Source organism: Streptomyces sp. NPDC127177, from assembly GCF_042672475.1.
GTDB lineage: Bacteria > Actinomycetota > Actinomycetes > Streptomycetales > Streptomycetaceae > Streptomyces.
Window position 1 is genome coordinate 1 of record NZ_JBHXUW010000053.1, and the last position, 20,774, is coordinate 20,774.

The window sequence follows — 20,774 nt, forward strand, 5'->3', positions numbered from 1 at the left end:
CCCGCCGGGATACCCCCCCCACATGTGTTTCCGCGGCTGCTTGGTGGGGGTGCCGGACTCGCCCCCCCCCCGCGCCGCGTCCCCCGCCGCCGGGGCGGGCCCGGCCCCCTCAGGGGGTCCGGGCCCTCCCGTGTGTGCGGTGTGCGGTCCGTGACTAGAGGGACGTCTTCTTGGCCGTGGAGAACGCCACCACGGCGGCGACCACGAAGAAGAGGACGCTGACGAAGTCGGAGTCCTCCTTCCAGACCGTGTTCAGGTCGCTGAAGTGCTCCGTGAAGATCTCCGTAACGGAGAACACGGACTGCTTGCTGATCATGATCGCCTCGCCGAGCAGCTGCCCGGCGTAGACGCCTATCAGGGCGAACAGACCACTGAGCACCGGCAGGGCTGGGTTGCGGCCGCCGACCTTGCCCGCGGCGAAGCCGACGAGGGCGCCGACGCCCACGGCCGCGTAGCCGATCTCGTGCTTGGTGGCGCCGATGATGGCGCCGTAGATGCCCGCGGCGACGAGGGCCGCCACGAGCGCGGCGAGCAGGCCGAGCCCGACGTTGTCACGCGCCGGTGCCACCGGGGCGAACGGCATGCCGCCGCCGAACTGCGGGCCGGGCTGACCCGGCTGGCCGTACGGGCCCTGCTGCTCGGCGAACGGGTTGCCCGTGGGGGCGCCGGGCTGGGGCTGCCCCGGCTGCTGGCCGGCGTACGGGTTGCCCTCCTGGGGCGGGCCGCCGTACGGCTGCTGCGGCTGGTTCGGCGGTGGTACGGGCTGGCTCATGACGCGATCCCCCTGGGACGTGTGCGCACTGCTGTGCGAGAAGTGACGCCGCAGGCTAGCAGTCGCGTCGGACATCGGCGCACGAAAATCCTTGGGGGAACTGCGTTCAGAGCCGGTGCGCGGCTCCGGCGGGGGTGGCGCCACGGGTGTCGAGGAGGAGCTGCGCCTTCACGGCGAGGCCCTGGAGGTCGTATGTGCGGTGGTGCTGGAGCAGCACCGTGAGGTCGGCGCTGGAGGCCGCTTCGTAGAGCGAGTCGGCCCGGGGGACGGGGAGTTCACGTACGCGCCAGTCCAGTACGTGCGGGTCGTGGTAGCCGATCTGTGCGCCCATGTCCATCAGCCGGGTGGCGATCTCGCGGGCGGGGGACGCCTCCTGGTCGGCGAGGTCCGGCTTGTACGTGACGCCGAGCAGCAGCACCCGGGCGCCGCGCACGGACTTGCCGTGCTCGTTGAGGAGGGTGGCGCAGCGCTGGATCACGTACTGCGGCATCCGGTCGTTGATCTCCTGGGCGAGCGAGACCATCCGCAGCGGGTGTCCGGGGGTGCGGCTGTTGTACGGGAGGTAGCCCGGGTCGACCGGGGCTCCGTGGCCGCCGACGCCGGGGCCGGGGCGGAAGGGCTGGAAGCCGAAGGGCTTGGTCTCGGCGCACCGGATGACGTCCCACAGATCGACGCCGAGGTCGTGGCAGAGCACGGCCATCTCGTTGACCAGGGCGATGTTGACGTGCCGGAAGTTGGTCTCCAGGACCTTCGTCATCTCGGCCTCGCGCGGCCCGCGGGCGCGTACGACCTTGTCGGTGAGCCGTCCGTAGAAGGCGGCGGCCGATTCGGTGCAGGCCGGGGTGAGGCCGCCGATGACCTTGGGGGTGTTGGCGTAGACGTGGCTGCGGTTGCCGGGGTCGAGCCGGGTGGGGGAGTGGGCGAGGTGGAAGTCGCGTCCGCCGCGCAGCCCCGAGCCCTCTTCCAGGAGGGGGAGCAGGAAGTTCTCGGTGGTGCCGGGGGGCACGGCCGATTCCAGCAGCACCGTGGTGTGCGGGCGCAGCCGGGCGGCGAGCGCGCGGGCCGCGTCGCCGACGGCGGTGAGGTCCAGCGTGCGGTCGGGGCCGAGCGGGGTGGGGGCGCAGATCACGGCCGTACGGACCCGGCCCAGCTCGGCCTCGTTGGTGGTGGGGCGGAATCCGCCGGAGAGCATGCGCCGGATGTCGGACGCGGTGAGTGATCCCTCGACGGGGGTGCGGCCCGCCGAGAGCTCCGCGAAGGCCCGGGGGTCGGTGTCGTAGCCGACCGTCTGGATGCCGGCTGTGACGGCGGCTTGGGCGAGGGGCAGGCCGAGGTGACCGAGTCCGATGACGGCGAGGTCTGCAGGCACGTGAGTGGCCGTCCTTCCCTAAGACCGACCGGCACATGAGGGGTGGCGTCGCGGGGCCGGGTGCGCGCATCTGCGGCGTTGTCGTCGACCGACAACGCTCCGCGTTGCCTCGATCCTCCGCCTTGCAGCCGCACGCACCCGGTCCCGCTCCTGCTTCCGCTCCTCATGTGCCGGTCGGTCTAAGACCATGAGGAGAGAAAGTGCAACTGCTGGGGACAGCGCAATGTCAGACTAGGCGTAAATATGACCTATATGTCGCATTGTGCGGCCCTCGTCGTCGGGGTGTTGTCCACAGGCGGTGGCTGAAGTCGCGGAGCGCGGACAGAATCGAGACGTGGGCACGGGCGTCCGACCCCACGGTCGGACCGCATCCCCCGTGCCAGGACCACCCCGATCTACCGGGAGGCAGCAGTGAGGACAGCGACACTGGGACCCGCTGAGCGCGGCGAGGCGCTCGCAGCGATGGCCGAGCGCGAACTGGACGTGCTGGTCGTGGGGGCGGGCGTGGTAGGCGCCGGGACGGCGCTGGACGCGGCCACGAGAGGGCTCTCGACCGGTCTGGTCGAGGCGCGCGACTGGGCGTCCGGCACGTCGAGCAGGTCGAGCAAGCTGATTCACGGCGGGCTGCGCTATCTGGAGATGCTCGACTTCACGCTCGTCCGGGAGGCGCTGAAGGAGCGCGGGCTGCTGCTGGAGCGGCTGGCCCCGCACCTGGTGAAGCCGGTGCCGTTCCTCTATCCGTTGCAGCACAAGGGCTGGGAGCGGCTGTACGCCGGCTCGGGCGTGGCGCTGTACGACGCCATGTCGGTGTCGTCCGGGCACGGCCGGGGGCTGCCCACGCACCGGCACCTCTCCCGCCGGCACGCCCTGCGGGTCGCGCCCGCGCTGAAGAAGGACGCCCTGGTGGGCGCCCTGCAGTACTACGACGCCCAGATGGACGACGCCCGCTACGTGGCGACGCTGGTGCGCACCGCCGCCGCGTACGGCGCCCACGTGGCGAACGGTGCCCGGGTGACCGGTTTCCTCCGGGAGGGCGAGCGGGTCGTCGGCGTCCGGGTGGAGGACGTCGAGGCGGGCGGTGAGTACGAGGTCAGGGCCAAACAGGTGGTCAACGCCACCGGCGTCTGGACGGATGACACCCAGGCGCTGATCGGCGAGCGCGGCCAGTTCCACGTCCGGGCGTCCAAGGGCATCCACCTGGTCGTCCCGAAGGACCGCATCCACTCCTCCACCGGCCTGATCCTGCGCACCGAGAAGTCCGTGCTCTTCGTCATCCCGTGGGGCCGGCACTGGATCGTCGGCACGACGGACACCGACTGGGACCTGGACAAGGCCCATCCGGCGGCCTCCAGCGCGGATATCGACTATCTGCTGGAACACGTCAACTCGGTCCTGGCCACCCCTCTGACCAGGGACGACGTCCAGGGCGTCTATGCGGGGCTGCGGCCGCTGCTGGCCGGTGAGTCGGACGCCACGAGCAAGCTCTCGCGCGAGCACACGGTGGCGCATCCGCTGCCGGGCCTCGTGGTCGTCGCGGGCGGCAAGTACACGACGTACCGGGTGATGGCCAAGGACGCCGTCGACGAGGCGGTGCACGGACTGGACCAGCGGGTGGCCGAATGCGTCACCGAGGACATTCCGCTGCTGGGCGCCGAAGGCTACCGCGCCCTGTGGAACGCGCGGGCCAGGATCGCCGCCCGGACCGGACTGCACGTCGCCCGGGTGGAGCATCTGCTGAACAGGTACGGGGCCATGACCGAGGAGATCCTGGAGCTGATCGTCGCCGATCCGGTCCTGGGCGAACCGCTGCCGGCCGCCGACGACTACCTGAAGGCCGAGATCGTCTACGCCGCCTCGCACGAGGGGGCCCGCCACCTCGACGACGTACTGACCCGGCGGACCCGGATCTCCATCGAGACCTTCGACCGGGGTACGCGCTCCGCCCGGCTGTGTGCCGAACTGATGGCTCCGGTGCTCGGCTGGGACAAGGGCCAGATCGACCGGGAGGTCGCGCACTACGAGAAGCGGGTGGAGGCGGAGCGGGAGTCCCAGCGCCAGCCCGACGACCTGACGGCGGACGCGGCCAGGCTCGGGGCGCAGGACATCGTGCCCCTCTAGGGACGGCAGGTGTCGCGGGACGTCCGGAACGCCTCCCGGGTCCGCCGGCCCCGGGGCGGGGCGGGCGGAACTCCGCTGCCAGGAGCGTGGGTTCGTGCGTTCCGGCGCCGCCCGGGAGGTGTGCCGTGCGGTGGCTCCGGGCCGTACTCCCGGTGTACGGCGGCGGTGTTCGGCCCAGGGGGGAAGCGTGTGCCGGGCGTGCCACAGTCGGTGCGCCGCTCTGGACGACGGGCCCCGGAGGTATAAGGCTGCGGGCGTGAGGTGTGGTTCGCTGGGCAGGCTCGCCGTTCAGGGGCCGGGCGCGGTCACCGCCCACGGGGTGCGATCCGTGCCCCGGCGCCGCCACGGGAAACGCCTCCGGCGGTCGCATCACGGCGGACCCGGGCCCCGGGACGGGGGCCGGTCCCGGGGTGAGGGACAATGAACGCTCTGCCAGGGCGGGTTGATCGCAGAGGGGACGCATGTCGGAGGCGGAGCAGGCACGGGAGCCCCAACGGGACAAGGACGGGCGTCTCCTTGCGGGGCGGTACCGGCTCGGGGAGGTGCTCGGCCGGGGCGGCATGGGCACGGTCTGGCGCGCCGTCGACGAGACGCTGGGCCGCACGGTAGCGGTCAAGGAACTGCGGTTCCCGACAGCCATCGACGACGACGAGAAGCGCCGTCTGATCACGCGCACGCTGCGCGAGGCGAAGGCGATCGCCCGGATCCGCAACAACGGCGCGGTCACCGTCTACGACGTGGTCGACGAGGACGACCGGCCGTGGATCGTCATGGAACTCATCGAGGGCAAGTCGCTGGCCGAGGCGGTGCGCGAGGACGGTGTCCTGACGCCGAGACGGGCGGCCGAGGTGGGTCTCGCCATCCTCGACGTGCTGCGCTCGGCGCACCGCGAGGGCATCCTGCACCGCGACGTGAAGCCGTCCAACGTGCTGATCTCCGAGGACGGCCGGGTCGTACTGACCGACTTCGGGATCGCCCAGGTCGAGGGCGACCCCTCCGTCACCTCCACCGGCATGCTCGTCGGCGCCCCCTCGTACATCTCGCCGGAGCGCGCCCGCGGGCACAAGCCGGGGCCCCCGGCCGACCTGTGGTCGCTCGGCGGACTGCTGTACGCCAGCGTCGAGGGCTGCCCGCCCTACGACAAGGGCTCCGCGATCGCGACGCTGACGGCGGTGATGACCGAGCCGCTCGACCCGCCGAAGAACGCGGGCCCGCTGGAGGAGGTCATCTACGGCCTGCTCGCCCGGGACCCCGAGCAGCGGCTCGACGACGCCGGTGCGCGCGCCCTCCTCAATGACGTGATCAACGCCCCCGAGCAGTCGGAGACCCCGGTCCCGCCGCCGGCCGACGCCACCCAGGTGATGGCGCTGCCCAAGGTGCCTGCCCCGGCCAAGCCGGCGTCGAAGCCCGGCGAGACCGGCGAAGGCCCCCGCGACCGGCTGCGCGGTGCGCTGCGCTCGGTACGGAACGCGAAGGCGGCGCCCGTAGCCGCAGCGGGAGCCGCGGCGAGCACCCCCGCGACCGCACCGGCCGAGCCCACCGCGGCCCCCACGAAGACGACCACGGCCTCCGCCTCCGGAGCCGTGCCCCCGCCGCGTCCGGCCACCTCTCCGTCCACCCCGCCCCGGGCCTCGCTCACGGACGTGGTGCCGCGCCGCACGCTGGCGATCATCGCGGCCGTCATCGTGCTCGCCGTGCTCGGCACGGTCCTCGCGCTCACCCTGGGCGGAGGCGACGAGGGCACCGACAACGCGGGCAAGGGCAAGGACGGCGCCGCCGCCTCGGCCGGCGCCTCGGCGGACGGCGGCTCCGCGGCGACCGCCGGCACGGAACAGGGCGGCAGCGGCAAGGGCCAGGAAAAGGGCAAGGACCAGAACGGCTCCGGCGGCCAGGACAAGGGCAAGGGCGACGACTCCGGCAAGGGGTCGGACGGTTCCGACGACGACGCGGACGCCAAGAACGCCCTGCCCGCCGGTTACAAGTGGGTCACCGACAAGCGGTTCCACTTCACCATGGCGATGCCGAAGGGCTTCGAGCGCAACTCCATCGCGGGCAGCAACTCCGGCGGCATCTACAACATCGACAAGGGCTACCCGCGCGTCCAGGTCGACTACAACAGCTCGCCGGGCCGGGACGCGGCCGCCGCGTGGAACTCGCTGAAGGGCGCGGTTGCCGGCAGCAGCAGCGGGTACAAGCACCTCGGCATAGATCCGGTCGAGTACAACGGTTATCCGACCGTCGCCGACTGGCAGTTCGAGCGCAACGAGCACGGCCAGCGCAGCCGCATCCTGGACCGCGGCTTCAAGGTCGACTCCAAGCGCGGCTACTCGATCATGATCAGCTGCAAGGCGGACGAGTGGGACGACACGGCGTGCAAGACGCTGCGCGAGACGGCGTTCGCCACGTTCAAGCCGCTCGACTGACGACGGCTGCCGGGCCGGGTTGCGCAGACCCTGCCGCGCAGCCGCCGGTTGCCACGTATTGTGAGAGCTCGAAGACCGTACGCAGCTGAACGCGTCAGTCAATTGCACAGTAAGTGACCGCAATTGGTTGGTTCGGTGCGGTCTACGTGACCGGGGGACAGCGCGCTCTGGGGAGGCGTCGTGGACGACTACGCGGGTCGGGTACTTGCCGACCGCTACCGCCTTCCGCTGCCCCCGTCCGACGCGTACGAACTGGTCGAGACCCGGGCGTTCGACACCTACAGCGGCCAGGAAGTCCTGGTCCGGCAGGTGCCGTTACCGGAGGTCGTGGACGCCGAGGTGCTGGATGCCGACGGTCTGCCCACACCGGCCAGGCGGACGAGCGGGCGTACCGTGCGGCGGTCCACCGATCCCGCGGTCCGGCGCGCCATCGAGGCAGCCCAGGCGGCGGCCCAGGTGCCCGACCACCCCCGGCTCGACCAGGTCTTCGACGTGTTCGCCGAGGCGGGTTCGCTCTGGATAGTGAGTGAACTGGTCGCGGCCCGCCCGCTCGCCGCGCTGCTCGCGGAGCGCCCGCTCAATCCGTACCGGGCCGCGGAGATCGGTTCCGACGTCCTGACAGCGCTGCGCGTCCTGCACGCCCACGGCTGGACCCACCGCAACATCACCGTGCGCACCGTGCTCATCTGCGACGACGGACGCGTCGTGCTGACCGGACTGGCGGCCGGGGCGGCGGAGGAGGCCCTCTGCGGCTACGTGCCGGTGCCACGCCCCGACGAGGCCGAGGGTGACGGCCAGTACGGCCGGCCCGCGGTGGAGTCGGGACCCACCGGCCCGTACGTGCCGCCGATGGTGGAGTCCGGTTCCGACGACCCGTACGCGCCGGGGGTGGAACAGGGCTCCGACGACCCGTACGCGCCCCCGGTCGTCGGACCGGGTCCGGCCGATCCGTACGCGCTGCCGACGGCCGGTTCGGGTTCCGGTTCCGGTTCCGACGAGCCGTACGAGCCGCCCGCCTCGCACGCGCCCTTCCGGCCGCCCGAGCAGTCCCCGCCCGCCGAGTTGCCCGGATCCCGCGGCGCCGCAGCGATCGAGTCGGCGCCGTACGCCGGCGGTTCCGATGACCCGCACGGCCCCGGCGAGCTGGAATCCGTCCGCCGTCCGGCGCCGCCCGTCCCCGCTCCGGAACCGGGCAGCGCGGCCCAGGCGCGTGCCGCGCGCGCCGGTGCCATCGCCGCGTACCGCGCGGGCGCCCGCGCCGCCGCCCGCATCAGCGAGGAGGAGCGCCGGGCCGGCACGGACGAGCCGCGCGACACCGGCACCCTGCCCGTCCAGCGTGAAGGCGCGGGCCCCGCCGCCCCGCCGCCGGCCCTCCGGCCCCCCTACGACTACGACTTCGACGACGAGGACGACGACGAGGACGAGGGTCCGTACGACGACGAGGACGGCGGGAGCGGTGGCCAGGCCCCGCCCCGGCGGCTGCATCTGACCGGCTCCTGGGACGACGGCCCCGGCTTCGGGCGCCCCGTCCCCGCCGGCGGTTCCAGCGAGGACGCCCTGCGCGCCGACTCCCGCAGGCTGGGCGGCACTCCGGCGGTCCGCCCGCAGCAGCCCGTTGAGCCCCGGGAGACCGGCCCCGGCCGCTGGGACGAGATCGTCGCCGGGAACCGTGACACCTCCGCCTACCGGGGCCCCGCCACCACCCTCGCCGCCGAGCGCGCGCGGCAGGCCAGGATCGCCGTCGTCGGAGCGGTCACCGAGCGGTGGGCGCCCGAGCAGGCCGGACCGGTCCACGAGAACTGGCAGCTGGCGCCGCCCATCGGCCCCTCCACCGACCTGTGGGCGCTGGGCGCGCTGCTCTACCGCGCCGTCCAGGGCCACGCCCCCTATCCCGAGGAGAACGCCGCCGAGCTCGTCCAGATGGTCTGCGGCGAGCCGCCCGCCTTCGCCGAGGAGTGCGGTGCGCTGCGGCCCGTCGTCGAGTCGCTGCTGCGGCAGGACCCCACCGAGCGGCCGGACTTCGAGGAGCTGCGGGGCTGGCTGCGCTCCCTCGTACGGGCGGCGCCCGAGCCCGAGGCCGGACTCGACGTCGTGCCGCTGCCGTCCGTGGACGACACCCGGCTGCCCGTCGTGCGCCGCCGGGGCGAGCTCGTCCGCAAGCGCCGCGGCCGCCGCAACGGCCCGGCGCACGGCCGTCACCGCCAGGGCAAGGGGCGGCTGGAGGTGGAGCCCGCCGAGCTCCGGGAGCCCAAGGCCGTCAAGCCGCCGCGCGAACCCAAGGGCCCCAAGGCGCTGCGCACCCCGCCCCGTCCGCAGCCGGACGGTCAGCGCGCGCCGCGACGGCTGGGCCGACTGCTGCTCGTCCTGATCCTGCTGGTGCTGGTCGCGGCGATCGCGTACGCCGTGATGTTCATGCCCAAGTCCGGTTCGCAGTCCGGAGCGGGCGCCTCCCCCTCCCGTACGGCGTCCGGAGCACCCGATCCCGGCTCCGGCAGCGCGGACGAGCCGTCGTCGTCCGGGTCGGCCGGTGCGCAGAAACCGCAGACCAGCCGCTCCGCCGTCGCGCTCGCGCCCGGCTACGTCCTGCGCAAGGACGCGGAGGGCTTCGAGATCGCGGTGCCCAAGGGCTGGCAGCGCAGCCCTGCCAACGCGGACCGCCAGATCCGCTACGGCAGCGACGGCTTCACCGTGCTCGTCGTCCCCGGCCGCGACACGGTCAAGGCGAACGGCGCCGACCCGCTCGACTACCAGCGGGACAAGGAGCCGGAGTTGAAACCGTTCCGGGACTCCAGCTGGTCCTCGGCGAGCGGACTGCGCCGGATCGACGTCGGCCGACAGGCCATGGCGGAGGGCCAGTTCACCTGGCAGGACAGCTCGGGGCGCGAGTTGTACGTACGCAACCTCGCGATGGTCGTCGCGGGCCGCTACCACATCCTCCAGGTCATCGGCCCGGAGAGCTCGCGTGACAAGGTGTCGGACATCTACCAACAAGCCATCGCTTCCTACCGTGTGACACCCTGATACGCGGCAGGTCCCCGGAGCAACGGGCCGACGCGACAAGCATCACAGTGCGATCTCGTGCGCGGTGCGAGGTTCCGTGGCCGCACGTCCCCTCCGTAACCTGTCATCCGAAGAACGGGGCAGGTACACGTGGATCGATCACAGGGCACGGACGCGGGACTGGTACTGGCCGGGCGATACCGGCTGGGCGAAGTCCTCGGGCGCGGCGGCATGGGCAAGGTCTGGCGGGCGCACGACGAGGTGCTGCACCGCACCGTCGCGGTCAAGGAGCTGACCGCCGGACTGTACGTCGCCGAGGCGGACCGGGTGGTGCTGCACGCACGCACCCAGAAGGAGGCCCGCGCGGCGGCCCGCATCACCCATCCCGGCGTGGTCACCGTCCATGACGTCATCGAGTACGACAACCGGCCGTGGATCGTCATGCAGTACGTCGACGGGCCGTCACTCGCCGACGCGGCCAAGGAATCCGGTGTGGTGGAGCCGCGCGAGGCGGCCAGGATCGGCCTCCACGTGCTGGGCGCGCTGCGCGCCGCGCACTCGGCCGGGGTGCTGCACCGCGATGTGAAGCCGGGCAACGTGCTCCTCGCCCGGGACGGCCAGGTGCTGCTCACCGACTTCGGGATAGCCGCGATAGAGGGCGACTCGACCATCACCAGGACCGGTGAACTGGTCGGCTCCATCGACTACCTGGCGCCGGAGCGGGTGCGCGGCGGCGATCCGGGACCGGCGTCCGACCTGTGGTCGCTGGGCGCCACTCTGTACACCGCGGTCGAGGGCAGCTCGCCCTTCCGCCGCACCTCCCCGATATCCACCATGCAGGCCGTCGTCGCCGAGGAACCCCAGCCGCCCGTCCGGGCAGGTGCGCTCGCCCCCGTCATCACCGCGCTGCTCCGCAAGGACCCGGTGGACCGGCCGTCGGCCGCGGAGACGGAGCGGATGCTGCTGGAGGCCATGGAGGGGCGCCAGCCCCGGGCCGCCCAGGAGTTCGTGCCGACGCAGCGGGTGCCGGACGAGCTGCTGAACATGGTCGGCCCCGAGGGGGCGACCGGCGGTACGGCCCAGCTGCCCTACCCCGGGCCCGGCCCCACCCAGGCCCCCGGGTCCGCGCCGGTGACCCGGCGCAGCCGCAGCCGGTGGCGTACGGCGGTTCTGGTCGTCGCCCTGGCGGCGCTGCTCGGCGGCGGTGCGGGGATCGTCGCCATGAAGTACCGGGGGCACTCGGAGAGCGGCAGCGTGAGCGGCGGCACCAGCACCGGCACCCCGGACACCGCGTCGCCGGATCCGAGGAAGAAGCCGTCGCGGAAGCCGACGCCCGGCCCCACGCCGAAGGACGTACCGGACGGCTGGCACCGGGTGCAGGACCCCGACGGGTTCACCGTCGTCGTGCCGGACGGCTGGGTGCGCAAGCCGGCCGAGACGTACACCGACTACACCCCGGACGGCGGCGTGCACTACCTGCGCATCAGCGTCGACGAGTCACCCGACTTCGAGAACTCGTACCAGCACATGAAGAACCTGGAACTGGGCCTGCAGAAGCGTCTGCCGCAGTACCGGAGCCTGGACCTGCGCCCCAACACCTACCGGGACCACACGGGCTCGGTCTGGGAGTTCACCTGGAACGAGAAGGTCGGCGAGCCGCGGCACGCCATCGACCAGATGTACTACGCGGACGACGGCGGCCCGGAGTACGCGCTGTACATGACGGGCCCGGCCGCGGACTGGGACACCACCCGAGACCAGTTCGACACCATGCTGCGGGGCTGGCGAGCCCCGGGGGACAACGGCTGACGCCGGAAGATAGCCGCTGATCAGCACTTATGTAGCCAGTAGACACTGGCTCGATCAGCGGGGTTCGGGGCGGGTCGGTTGTAGGGACTGTGAAAAGCTGTTACCCACGGGTACCCAAAGCATCCGGCTGGACGTACTCTCGCCCTCATGACGGACTCGCAGGCCTCCACGCCCACCTCTGCCGCCGGTGCAGGCACCAACCCGGTGGCCGCAGCGCCCGCCGGCGTGCGCACGGCCGCCGATGTCGTGACCCCCGAGGTGATCGCCCAGCTGACCCGGGGCGTCGTCGGCTCCGGCCGTACGGCCAACCACACCCCGTTCACCGGGGAGAAGCTGGCCGACCTGCCGGAGTCCACGCCCGAGGACGTGGCGACGGCCTTCGAGCGGGCCCGCGCCGCCCAGCCCGCCTGGGCCGCGCTGCCCGTCCGCGCCAGGGCCGCCGTGCTGCTGCGCTTCCACGACCTCGTCCTCGGCCGCCAGTCCGAGGTCCTCGACCTCATCCAGCTGGAGACCGGCAAGGCCCGGCTGCACGCCCACGAGGAGGTGCAGGCGGTCACCGTCGCCGCCCGGCACTACGGCCGCAAGGCCGGCTCGTATCTGCGGCCCAAGCGGCACACCGGTGTCGTACCGACGCTCACCAAGGTCACCGAGCTGCGCCAGCCGCGCGGTGTCATCGGCCAGATCGCGCCCTGGAACTACCCGCTGGAGCTGTCCGTCGGGGACGCGCTGCCCGCGTTCGTGTCCGGCAACGCCGTCGTGATGAAGCCCGACACGGAGACCGCGCTGACCGCGCTGTGGGCCCGTGACCTCCTGATCGAGGCCGGACTCCCGGCCGAGGTCTTCCAGGTCGTCCTCGGTGACGGACCCGTCGTCGGCCCCGAGATCGTCAAGCACGCCGACTACGTCTCGTTCACCGGCTCCACCCGTACCGGCCGTGAGGTCGCCCAGGGCGCCGCGGCCCGGCTCGTCGGGGTCTCGCTTGAGCTCGGCGGGAAGAACGCCATGCTGGTCCTGAAGGACGCCGACGTGGAGAAGGCCGCCGCCGGCGCCGTCCGCGCCTGCTTCTCCTCCGCCGGCCAGCTCTGCATCTCCATCGAGCGGCTGTACGTGCACGAGTCGGTCGCGGACGACTTCGTGGAGCGGTTCGCCGCCCGTACGAAGGCGATGCGGCTCGGCAACTCCCTGGCCTACGGGGCCGACATGGGCTCGCTGGTCGGTGAGCGGCAGCTGGAGACGGTCAGCCGGCACGTCGCGGAGGCCGTCGAGAAGGGCGCCAGGCTCGTCGCGGGCGGCGTCGCCCGGCCCGACATCGGCCCGCTCTTCTACGAGCCGACCATCCTCGACGGCGTCGAGGCACCGATGGCCGTCTGCAACGAGGAGACCTTCGGACCGGTCGTCTCCGTCTACCGCTTCAGCGACGAGGACGAGGTCGTCGCTCTCGCCAACGCCACCCCGTACGGGCTCAACTCCAGTGTCTGGACCAAGGACGGCAGGCGCGGCCACCAGGTCGCCGCCCGGCTGCGGACCGGCACGGTCAACATCAACGAGGGCTACGCCCCCGCGTACGGCAGTGTGCAGTCCCCGATGGGCGGCATGAAGGACTCCGGTCTCGGCCGACGGCACGGCTCCGAAGGCATCCTCAAGTACACCGAGGCCCAGACCGTCGCCCAGCAGCGGCTGATCCCGCTCGCCCCGTCCTTCGGGATGGACGACGAGAAGTACGCGGCCTTCATGAGCCGCAGCCTCAAGGCGATGAAGGCCTTCCGCCTGCGCTGACCCCCGCACCACCGCAGCATTTCTGTCCTTTTCGTACCGAGGAGAGCCATGTCCCAGGACAGCCCTGCCCAGAACCAGGCCGGACCGGCCGATGACGACGCCGCGTACGACTACGACGTACTGGTCGTCGGTTCGGGCTTCGGCGGCGCGGTCTCGGCCCTGCGGCTGACCGAGAAGGGGTACCGCGTCGGCGTGCTGGAGGCGGGCCGCCGCTTCACGCCCGGCACCCTGCCCAAGAACTCCTGGGACCTGAAGAACTACCTCTGGGCCCCCGCCCTCGGCCTCTTCGGCATCCAGCGGGTGCATCTGCTCGGCAACGTCATGGTGCTGGCAGGCGCGGGCGTCGGCGGCGGCTCGCTGAACTACGCCAACACGCTGTACGTGCCCCCGGCGCCGTTCTTCGAGGACCGGCAGTGGGCGCACATCACCGACTGGCAGGACGAGCTGAAGCCGTACTACGACCAGGCCGAGCGGATGCTCGGGGTCCGGCTCAACCCGACGACGACCCCCTCCGACGTCCACCTGAAGGCGGCCGCCGAGGCCATGGGCGTCGGCGACACCTTCCATCTGGCGCCGGTCGGTGTCTTCTTCGGTGACGGCAAGGACTCCGACGGTACGGCCAGGGCGAAGCCGGGCGGCACGGTCGCCGACCCGTACTTCGGCGGCGCGGGCCCCGCCCGCAAGGCCTGTACGGAGTGCGGTGAATGCATGACGGGCTGCCGGCACGGCGCGAAGAACACCCTCAACGAGAACTACCTCCACCTCGCCGAGAAGGCCGGCGCGGTCATCCACCCGATGACCTCCGTCGTCGGGATCACGGACGACCCGGAGGGCGGCTACCGCGTCACCACCGTCCCGACCGACCGCCGCAGGAAGGCGAAGCCGACGCGGCTGCGCGCCCGCAAGGTGGTCGTGGCGGCCGGTACGTACGGCACCCAGACCCTGCTGCACACGATGAAGGACCAGGGGCTGCTGCCCCGGATCTCCTCCCGGCTCGGCGAGCTGACCCGGACCAACTCCGAAGGGCTCGTGGGGGCGCAGACCTCCGACCGGCGCTACCGCAAGAAGCACGGCACCAAGGCCGACTTCACCAAGGGCGTCGCCATCACCTCCTCGATCCACCCCGACGAGAACACCCACATCGAGCCGGTCCGCTATGGCAAGGGATCCAACGCGATGGGCGGGATGACCATCCTCCAGGTCCCCTTCAGCACCCACCGGGTGCTGGGCTGGCTCGGCAGCATGGCCAGGCACCCGGCGCTCGCCGTACGTTCGCTCTCCAACCGGCGCTGGTCGGAGCGGACCATCATCGGGCTCGTCATGCAGTCGCTGGACAACTCCCTCACCGCGTACCGCAAGCCCAGCGGCATCGGGAAGGGCCTGCTCACCGCCAAGCAGGGCCACGGAGCGCCCAACCCGATCCAGATCGCCGAGGCGACGCAGAGCGCCTCGCTGCTCGCCGACGAGATCAACGGCTTCCCCGGCTCCAACATCGGCGAACTGATGGGGACCCCGCTCACCGCGCACTTCCTCGGCGGCTGCCCGATCGGCGCGAGCGATGAGGAAGGGGTGATCGACGCGTACCACCGGCTCTACGGGCACCCGGGCATCTCGGTGGTCGACGGTTCGGCGGTCTCCGCCAACCTCGGCGTCAACCCGTCGCTGACGATCACCGCGCAGGCCGAACGGGCCATGTCCTTCTGGCCGAACAAGGGCGAGCAGGACCCGCGCCCGGCACCGGGCGAGGCGTACGAGCGGCTGACGGCGGTCGAACCCCAGGCGCCGGCAGTTCCGAAGGAGGCATTCGGCGCGCTGCGGCTGCCGTTCCTGGGGATGCCCGCGGTACCGCCGAAGAAGGCCGGAAAGGCCTGACCCGGGACAGCAGAAGGGGCTGCACCCCCCTCCGAGTGCAGCCCCTCACGCTCAACCGGTGAAGCCGTGTGACGGATGCGACCGGTGGTTCCGCATGCATGACCTGCAAGCCATCCGGATGGTTGTCCCGAAACTCACAGAATCCTTATGTGACGCCGCTCACCTTCCCGTCTGTTGTGCTCAATCCGTGACCTGACCCGGCGCAACTGTTCGTACGGTCCCGGGGTCGAACTCGTACCGCTGCCACGGCAGCCGCACGGTTCCCGCCACCCCCCAGAAGGTCCCGCGATGAGAAGCACGACCCCGAGAGCCGCTCTGCGCCGCGCCGCGGGCAGCCTCGCCGCCGTCGGCCTGCTGGCCGCCGGAGCACTCGCCCTGACCGGCCCGGCCCACGCCGACGGACCGGTCATGGGCTTCGGCGGCCCCGCCGAGACCGCCCTGTACCCGTATCCCGAGAGCGGGGCGCCGCGGCAGAGCTCCGTCGCCGTCACCGTCGACAACCCGTCCCAGGACGAGGAGCACGGCGGTTTCGACGGCGAGTACACCGTGACCTTCGACCTCAGCGGGATCGAAGGCGTCGCCGACGCCGTCTTCGGCGAGCAGGGCGGCGCCGACTGCGCGATCACGGGCACCACCGGTGTCTGCCACGACTCGGGCATCTCGCCGGGGACCAACCCGCTGCCCGAACTCCGCGTCACCGCCGCGAAGGGCAGCGAGGAGGGGGACTCCGGCACCATCCGGGTCACCGGTACGGCGGACGGCGCGGACTTCACCCCGTTCGCCACCCGGATCGGTGTCGGCGGCCCCGACCTGGTGATGGAGCGGGTCCCGCTGAAACAGGAACTCGATCCGGGTGAGACCCAGCCGGTCCCGCTCGCCTTCGCCAACCACGGCACCCGCGCCGCGGACGGGGTGCTGCTCACCCTCATGTACACGCGCGGCGTCGAGTTCACCGAGCGCTACCAGAACTGCGAGTACACCGAGGGCGACGCCGACCGGGGCGTCTCCGTCCGGACCACCGCGCTCTGCTCGGTCCCGGGCAGCTACGAGCCGGGCGCCGTCTACGAGCTCGCCGAACCGCTGACGCTCCGGGCCACTCCGCACGCCTACCGGGACACCCTCGTCTACCGGGTCGACGAGGGCGGTCCCGCCGAACGGTCCGGTGCGCGCTCCTCCCCGGGCGCCCGGGGGAACGTGCTCACCCTGGAGGAGCTCCCCACCGCCCGCTCCGCGGACCTGAACCCGGGTGACAACCAGCAGGAGGCCGACTTCCGCACGGCCAACACCGCCGACTTCGTGGCCTACGGGGATACGGCGGACGGTCCGGCGGGCGGCACCGTCGAGGCCGACATCGGCTTCCGCAACGAGGGGCCGGCCTGGATCGGCAACCTGCGCTCCGGTGAGTCCGTCGCCACCGTCGACTTCACCGTCCCCGAGGGCGCGTCGGTCACCGACTGGCCCGGCGGCTGCCGGGGCGTGACGGCCGGCGGGCAGTACCGCAAGGAGCAGACCGGTGCACCCCGCTACCTGTGCGCGACGCCGATGGCGGTCCGCGAGGACGCCGACTTCGCGCTGCACTTCGACCTGAAGATCACCGAGGCAGTCACCGGGGCGTCCGGCGCGGTGGTGGTGCGCAACGCGCGGCAGCAGGACCCGCTGCTGCCGTTCGACCCGAAGCAGGAGAACAACACCGCGTCCTTCGTCCTGAACGCCGAGGAGCCGGGCGGTCCCGGAACCGGCGGTACGGGAGCGGCCACCTCCGGTTCCACCGGCGGCCCGTCCACCGCGGGCGGCTCCGGGACCGACGGCGGCTCGGCCACCGGCGGCTCCAGCGCGACGGGCGCCACGGGTTCGACCGGCTCCGGCACGGGCGGCTCGGGCGGCGGCCTGGCCGCCACCGGCACGTCGGCGCTGACCGCCGCGGCCGCGGCGGTGGCCGCCCTGCTGGCGGGCGGTGTGCTGTACGTGACGACCCGGCGGCGCGCGGCCCGGTAAGGGCGACCGGGCACAACGCGGCCGGCGTGGAGGCGACCGGCGCAATGCGGCCGGCAAGGGGGCGGCCCGGTTCGCGGCTGGACCCCGAACACAGATACGGCCGCCTCCGGGCGTCCCCGGAGGCGGCCATTTCCAGTGACCGGGCTGCTGTCCCCTGCCGACCGGTCACGCACGCCGGTGCGCGGTCCCACGGCGTACACGCGGTACGCCACACGCCCCGGCGGAGCCACGCGTGGTTTCTTCTCGCAGCCGCCCCTGGCTGGCACGGACACCGGGACCAACGAAACCGCGTCGGACCCGGTCACGCGCCGTACGGGTGAGACTCCGCCCGAACTGGGATACGCCCGTACAGCCCTGCCGCCGCACGGGCCCCGTGGCCCGCGGCGGCACGTCACACGCGACCGCGGCACAGCTCCAGCAGGGTCATCGCCAGGGACGTGCCGGGCTTGCCGAGCGCCTCCCGGTACTGGCCGAGGATCTCCATCTCCCGGGAGAGGTTCACCCGGCGGCCCCCGGAGGTGATGCGGGCCTCCTGGATGACCGTGGAGACGGCCATCCGTTCCTGGACCAGGCCGATGATCCGGTCGTCCAGGGAATCGATGCGCGACCGGGCGTCGCCGATCAGGGACGCGGCCTCGGCGGTGTGCGCGCCGGTCGCCTCGGTGGCGGTGCGGGCGGCTGCGGTGCTGCTCATGGTGGGTCTCCCGGTGGGGTGCGGCTCCCCGGCCGACGGGCCCCGGAACGCCAGAACGCCCCGGGCCTGTCGGCCCGGGGCGCCTGGAACGTTGCTTGTCAGTTGCTCAAGCAGCACGACCATGGCAGCCGGCGGGCCGGTTGCCATAGGTAAAGACGAAGATCGTGTGCTGACGCATGGGGGACAGTATGGACCGGCTCCCGGCCGGGGTTCACGCCGGGCCCGGATGGTGAGACGGGAGCCCGGCGGGGCGATGGTCCACGGCCGGTAGAATCGGAAGAACCGACCCCCTCTCCACCGCCGGAAGGCCGCCCCGTGCCAGCAGCACCCCCCGCCGCCCCCGACACCACCACCGACGTGGTCCTCGTTGTCGACTTCGGCGCGCAGTACGCCCAGCTCATCGCCCGCCGCGTCCGTGAGGCACGGGTCTACAGCGAGATCGTGCCGTCCACGATGCCGGTGGCCGAGATGCTGGCGAAGAACCCCCGCGCGATCATCCTGTCCGGCGGACCGTCCTCCGTGTACGCCGAGGGCGCGCCCTCGCTCGACCGGGCGCTGTTCGAGGCCGGGGTCCCCGTCTTCGGCATGTGCTACGGCTTCCAGCTGATGGCCACCACGCTCGGCGGCACCGTCGACGACAACGGCGCCCGTGAGTACGGCCGTACCGCGCTCGCCGTCTCCAAGTCCGGCTCGACGCTCTTCGAGGGCACGCCGTCCGAGCAGTCGGTCTGGATGTCGCACGGCGACGCCTGCTCCGCCGCCCCCGAGGGCTTCACCGTCACCGCGTCCACCGACGTCGTGCCGGTCGCCGCCTTCGAGAACGACGAGAAGAAGCTGTACGGCGTCCAGTACCACCCGGAGGTCCTGCACTCCACGCACGGCCAGCAGGTGCTGGAGCACTTCCTGTACCGCGGCGCCGGCATCGAGCCGAACTGGACGACCACCAACGTCGTCGAGGAGCAGATCGCCCTGATCCGCGAGCAGGTCGGCGACAAGCGCGCCATCTGCGGTCTCTCCGGCGGCGTGGACTCCGCGGTCGCCGCGGCCCTCGTGCAGAAGGCCATCGGCTCCCAGCTCACCTGCGTCTACGTCGACCACGGTCTGATGCGCAAGGGCGAGACCGAGCAGGTCGAGAAGGACTTCGTCGCCGCGACCGGCGCGAAGCTGAAGGTCGTCGACGCGGAGAAGCGCTTCCTCGACGCCCTGGCCGGTGTGTCCGACCCGGAGCAGAAGCGGAAGATCATCGGCCGCGAGTTCATCCGTGTCTTCGAGCAGGCCCAGCTGGAGATCCTCCAGGAGGACGGCCCCGAGGTCGCCTTCCTGGTCCAGGGCACGCTCTACCCGGACGTCGTCGAGTCCGGCGGCGGCACCGGAACCGCCAACATCAAGTCCCACCACAACGTGGGCGGGCTCCCCGACGACATCGAGTTCCAGCTCGTCGAGCCGCTGCGCCAGCTCTTCAAGGACGAGGTCCGGATGGTCGGCCAGGAGCTCGGCCTGCCGGACGAGATCGTCCAGCGCCAGCCCTTCCCCGGCCCCGGCCTCGGTATCCGGATCGTCGGCGACGTCACCAAGGAGCGGCTCGACCTGCTGCGCGAGGCCGACGCCATCGCCCGCGAGGAGCTGACCGCGGCCGGCCTCGACCGGGATATCTGGCAGTGCCCGGTGGTCCTGCTCGCGGACGTCCGCAGCGTCGGCGTCCAGGGTGACGGCCGCACCTACGGCCACCCGATCGTGCTGCGCCCGGTCTCCTCCGAGGACGCCATGACGGCTGACTGGTCCCGGCTGCCGTACGAGACCCTCGCCAAGATCTCCACCCGCATCACCAACGAGGTCGCCGACGTGAACCGGGTGGTCCTCGACGTGACGAGCAAGCCGCCGGGCACCATCGAGTGGGAGTAGTCCCGCCCGGTGCCCGCTGGGCACGTGGCGGTACCGATGCCGTCGTCCGGTCCTCCGGGCGGCGGCATCGTCGTACCTCTGGCCACCTGCGGCAACCGGCGGTAACTTCCGATCCCGTACGACCGGTCCGGTAAGCCCGATGCTTACGCCGGGGAGCCCGAGGAGCCGCCATGCCCGAGCCCACACCCATACCCGTGGAGCAGTTGCACTTCGCCATGCCGCCCGTGCACGCCTCCGTCGACGAGGAGCGCGCGTACCGCAAGGAGCGGCTGGCCGGGGCGCTGCGGCTGTTCGGTGAGTACGGGTACGAGGACGGCGTCTCCGGGCACATCACGGCGCGCGACCCCGAATTCCCGGACTGCTTCTGGGTCAACCCCTTCGGCGCCCCCTTCGAGGGGCTGCGGCCGGAGCAGCTGATCCTGGTCAACGGGGACGGTCAGGTCGTCGAGGGCCGCCGGCACGTCAACCAGGCGGCGTTCGCCGTCCACGCCCAGGTGCACCGGGCCCGCCCGGACGTCGTGGCCGTCGCCCACACCCACTCCGTGCACGGCCGCGCGCTGGCCGCGCTGGGGGAGCTCGTCGAGCCGATCACCCAGGAGTCCTGCGCCTTCTACGAGGACCACGCGCTGTACGACGCGTACACCGGCGTCGTCGTGGACGAGGACGAGGGGCGCCGGATCGCGGCCGCGCTCGGCAGCCGCAAGGCGGTCATCCTGCGCAACCACGGACTGCTGACCGTGGGCGACTCGGTGGACGCGGCGGCCTGGTGGTTCCTCACGATGGAGCGGTCCTGCCAGGTGCAGCTGGCCGCGCGGGCGGCCGGGAAGCCGGTGCTGATCGAGCACCGGGACGCGGTCACCACCCGGGAACAGCTCGGCAGCGACCTGGTCGCCTGGATCAACTACCAGCCGCAGTGGCAGCGAATCGCTCGAACGTTCTGACGAACCCACCCGCCCGGTGTGCCCCGATGCGGGGGAAGCCGGTCCCGTACGGCACAATTCGCAGCAATCACAGCTGAGTTGGATTGGCCGACGGCTGTCGGGA

General features: G+C 72.2%; 12 protein-coding genes. 9 read left to right on the forward strand and 3 right to left on the reverse strand.

Annotation, left to right across the window (positions count from 1 at the left end; all coding sequences use genetic code 11):
* Positions 1-154: 154 nt before the first annotated feature.
* The gene (locus ACFVJX_RS27600; RefSeq protein ID WP_384123218.1) at positions 155-772 is read right to left on the reverse strand and encodes a hypothetical protein; all 618 of its coding nucleotides are present in this window, start codon (positions 770-772) and stop codon (positions 155-157) included.
* A 106-nt stretch (positions 773-878) separates the two neighbouring features.
* Positions 879-2,141 (reverse strand): nucleotide sugar dehydrogenase, encoded by a 1,263-nt coding sequence (locus ACFVJX_RS27605; RefSeq protein WP_384123216.1) that lies wholly within the window; start codon positions 2,139-2,141, stop codon positions 879-881.
* Positions 2,142-2,552: 411 nt separating this feature from the next.
* On the opposite strand from ACFVJX_RS27605, the gene ACFVJX_RS27610 reads away from it, so the two are divergent.
* From ACFVJX_RS27610 to ACFVJX_RS27640, 7 genes are all read left to right on the forward strand, one after another.
* Complete coding sequence (locus ACFVJX_RS27610) at positions 2,553-4,259, forward strand: glycerol-3-phosphate dehydrogenase/oxidase (protein ID WP_384123214.1); 1,707 nt, start codon at positions 2,553-2,555, stop codon at positions 4,257-4,259.
* A gap of 461 nt (positions 4,260-4,720) precedes the next feature.
* Entirely contained in the window at positions 4,721-6,682 is a 1,962-nt protein-coding gene (locus ACFVJX_RS27615; RefSeq protein ID WP_384123212.1) for a serine/threonine-protein kinase, read from the forward strand.
* Positions 6,683-6,862: 180 nt separating this feature from the next.
* Positions 6,863-9,703: a protein kinase gene (locus tag ACFVJX_RS27620; RefSeq protein ID WP_384123210.1), complete on the forward strand. Its 2,841-nt coding sequence runs from the start codon at positions 6,863-6,865 to the stop codon at positions 9,701-9,703.
* A gap of 129 nt (positions 9,704-9,832) precedes the next feature.
* Positions 9,833-11,491 (forward strand): serine/threonine-protein kinase, encoded by a 1,659-nt coding sequence (locus ACFVJX_RS27625; protein WP_384123208.1) that lies wholly within the window; start codon positions 9,833-9,835, stop codon positions 11,489-11,491.
* 147 nt (positions 11,492-11,638) lie between these two features.
* Positions 11,639-13,267 carry a succinic semialdehyde dehydrogenase gene (locus tag ACFVJX_RS27630; protein ID WP_384123206.1) on the forward strand — a complete coding sequence of 543 codons (1,629 nt, stop codon included), beginning with the start codon at positions 11,639-11,641 and terminating at the stop codon, positions 13,265-13,267.
* A gap of 48 nt (positions 13,268-13,315) precedes the next feature.
* Positions 13,316-15,139 (forward strand): GMC family oxidoreductase N-terminal domain-containing protein, encoded by a 1,824-nt coding sequence (locus ACFVJX_RS27635; RefSeq protein WP_384123204.1) that lies wholly within the window; start codon positions 13,316-13,318, stop codon positions 15,137-15,139.
* Positions 15,140-15,427: 288 nt separating this feature from the next.
* Entirely contained in the window at positions 15,428-17,134 is a 1,707-nt protein-coding gene (locus tag ACFVJX_RS27640) for a peptidase (RefSeq protein WP_384123203.1), read from the forward strand.
* Positions 17,135-17,525: 391 nt separating this feature from the next.
* Here ACFVJX_RS27640 and ACFVJX_RS27645 read toward each other — a convergent pair whose 3' ends face one another.
* Positions 17,526-17,828, reverse strand: a complete 303-nt coding sequence (locus ACFVJX_RS27645; protein ID WP_384123201.1) for a chorismate mutase — start codon at positions 17,826-17,828, stop codon at positions 17,526-17,528.
* Between the two features lie 315 nt (positions 17,829-18,143).
* Here ACFVJX_RS27645 and guaA point away from each other — a divergent pair, with 315 nt between their 5' ends.
* Entirely contained in the window at positions 18,144-19,730 is a 1,587-nt protein-coding gene (gene guaA / locus ACFVJX_RS27650) for a glutamine-hydrolyzing GMP synthase (RefSeq protein WP_384123199.1), read from the forward strand.
* 170 nt (positions 19,731-19,900) lie between these two features.
* Positions 19,901-20,671, forward strand: a complete 771-nt coding sequence (locus tag ACFVJX_RS27655; RefSeq protein WP_384123197.1) for a class II aldolase/adducin family protein — start codon at positions 19,901-19,903, stop codon at positions 20,669-20,671.
* Positions 20,672-20,774: the final 103 nt, after the last annotated feature.

Bases quoted from the DNA above. Each gene is read 5' to 3' on its own strand.
- ACFVJX_RS27655 (WP_384123197.1), top strand. From the start codon at position 19,901: ATGCCCGAGCCCACACCCATACCCGTGGAGCAGTTGCACTTCGCCATG.
- ACFVJX_RS27635 (WP_384123204.1), top strand. From the start codon at position 13,316: ATGTCCCAGGACAGCCCTGCCCAGAACCAGGCCGGACCGGCCGATGAC.
- ACFVJX_RS27600 (WP_384123218.1), bottom strand. From the start codon at position 772: ATGAGCCAGCCCGTACCACCGCCGAACCAGCCGCAGCAGCCGTACGGC.
- ACFVJX_RS27645 (WP_384123201.1), bottom strand. From the start codon at position 17,828: ATGAGCAGCACCGCAGCCGCCCGCACCGCCACCGAGGCGACCGGCGCG.
- ACFVJX_RS27630 (WP_384123206.1), top strand. From the start codon at position 11,639: ATGACGGACTCGCAGGCCTCCACGCCCACCTCTGCCGCCGGTGCAGGC.
- ACFVJX_RS27615 (WP_384123212.1), top strand. From the start codon at position 4,721: ATGTCGGAGGCGGAGCAGGCACGGGAGCCCCAACGGGACAAGGACGGG.
- ACFVJX_RS27640 (WP_384123203.1), top strand. From the start codon at position 15,428: ATGAGAAGCACGACCCCGAGAGCCGCTCTGCGCCGCGCCGCGGGCAGC.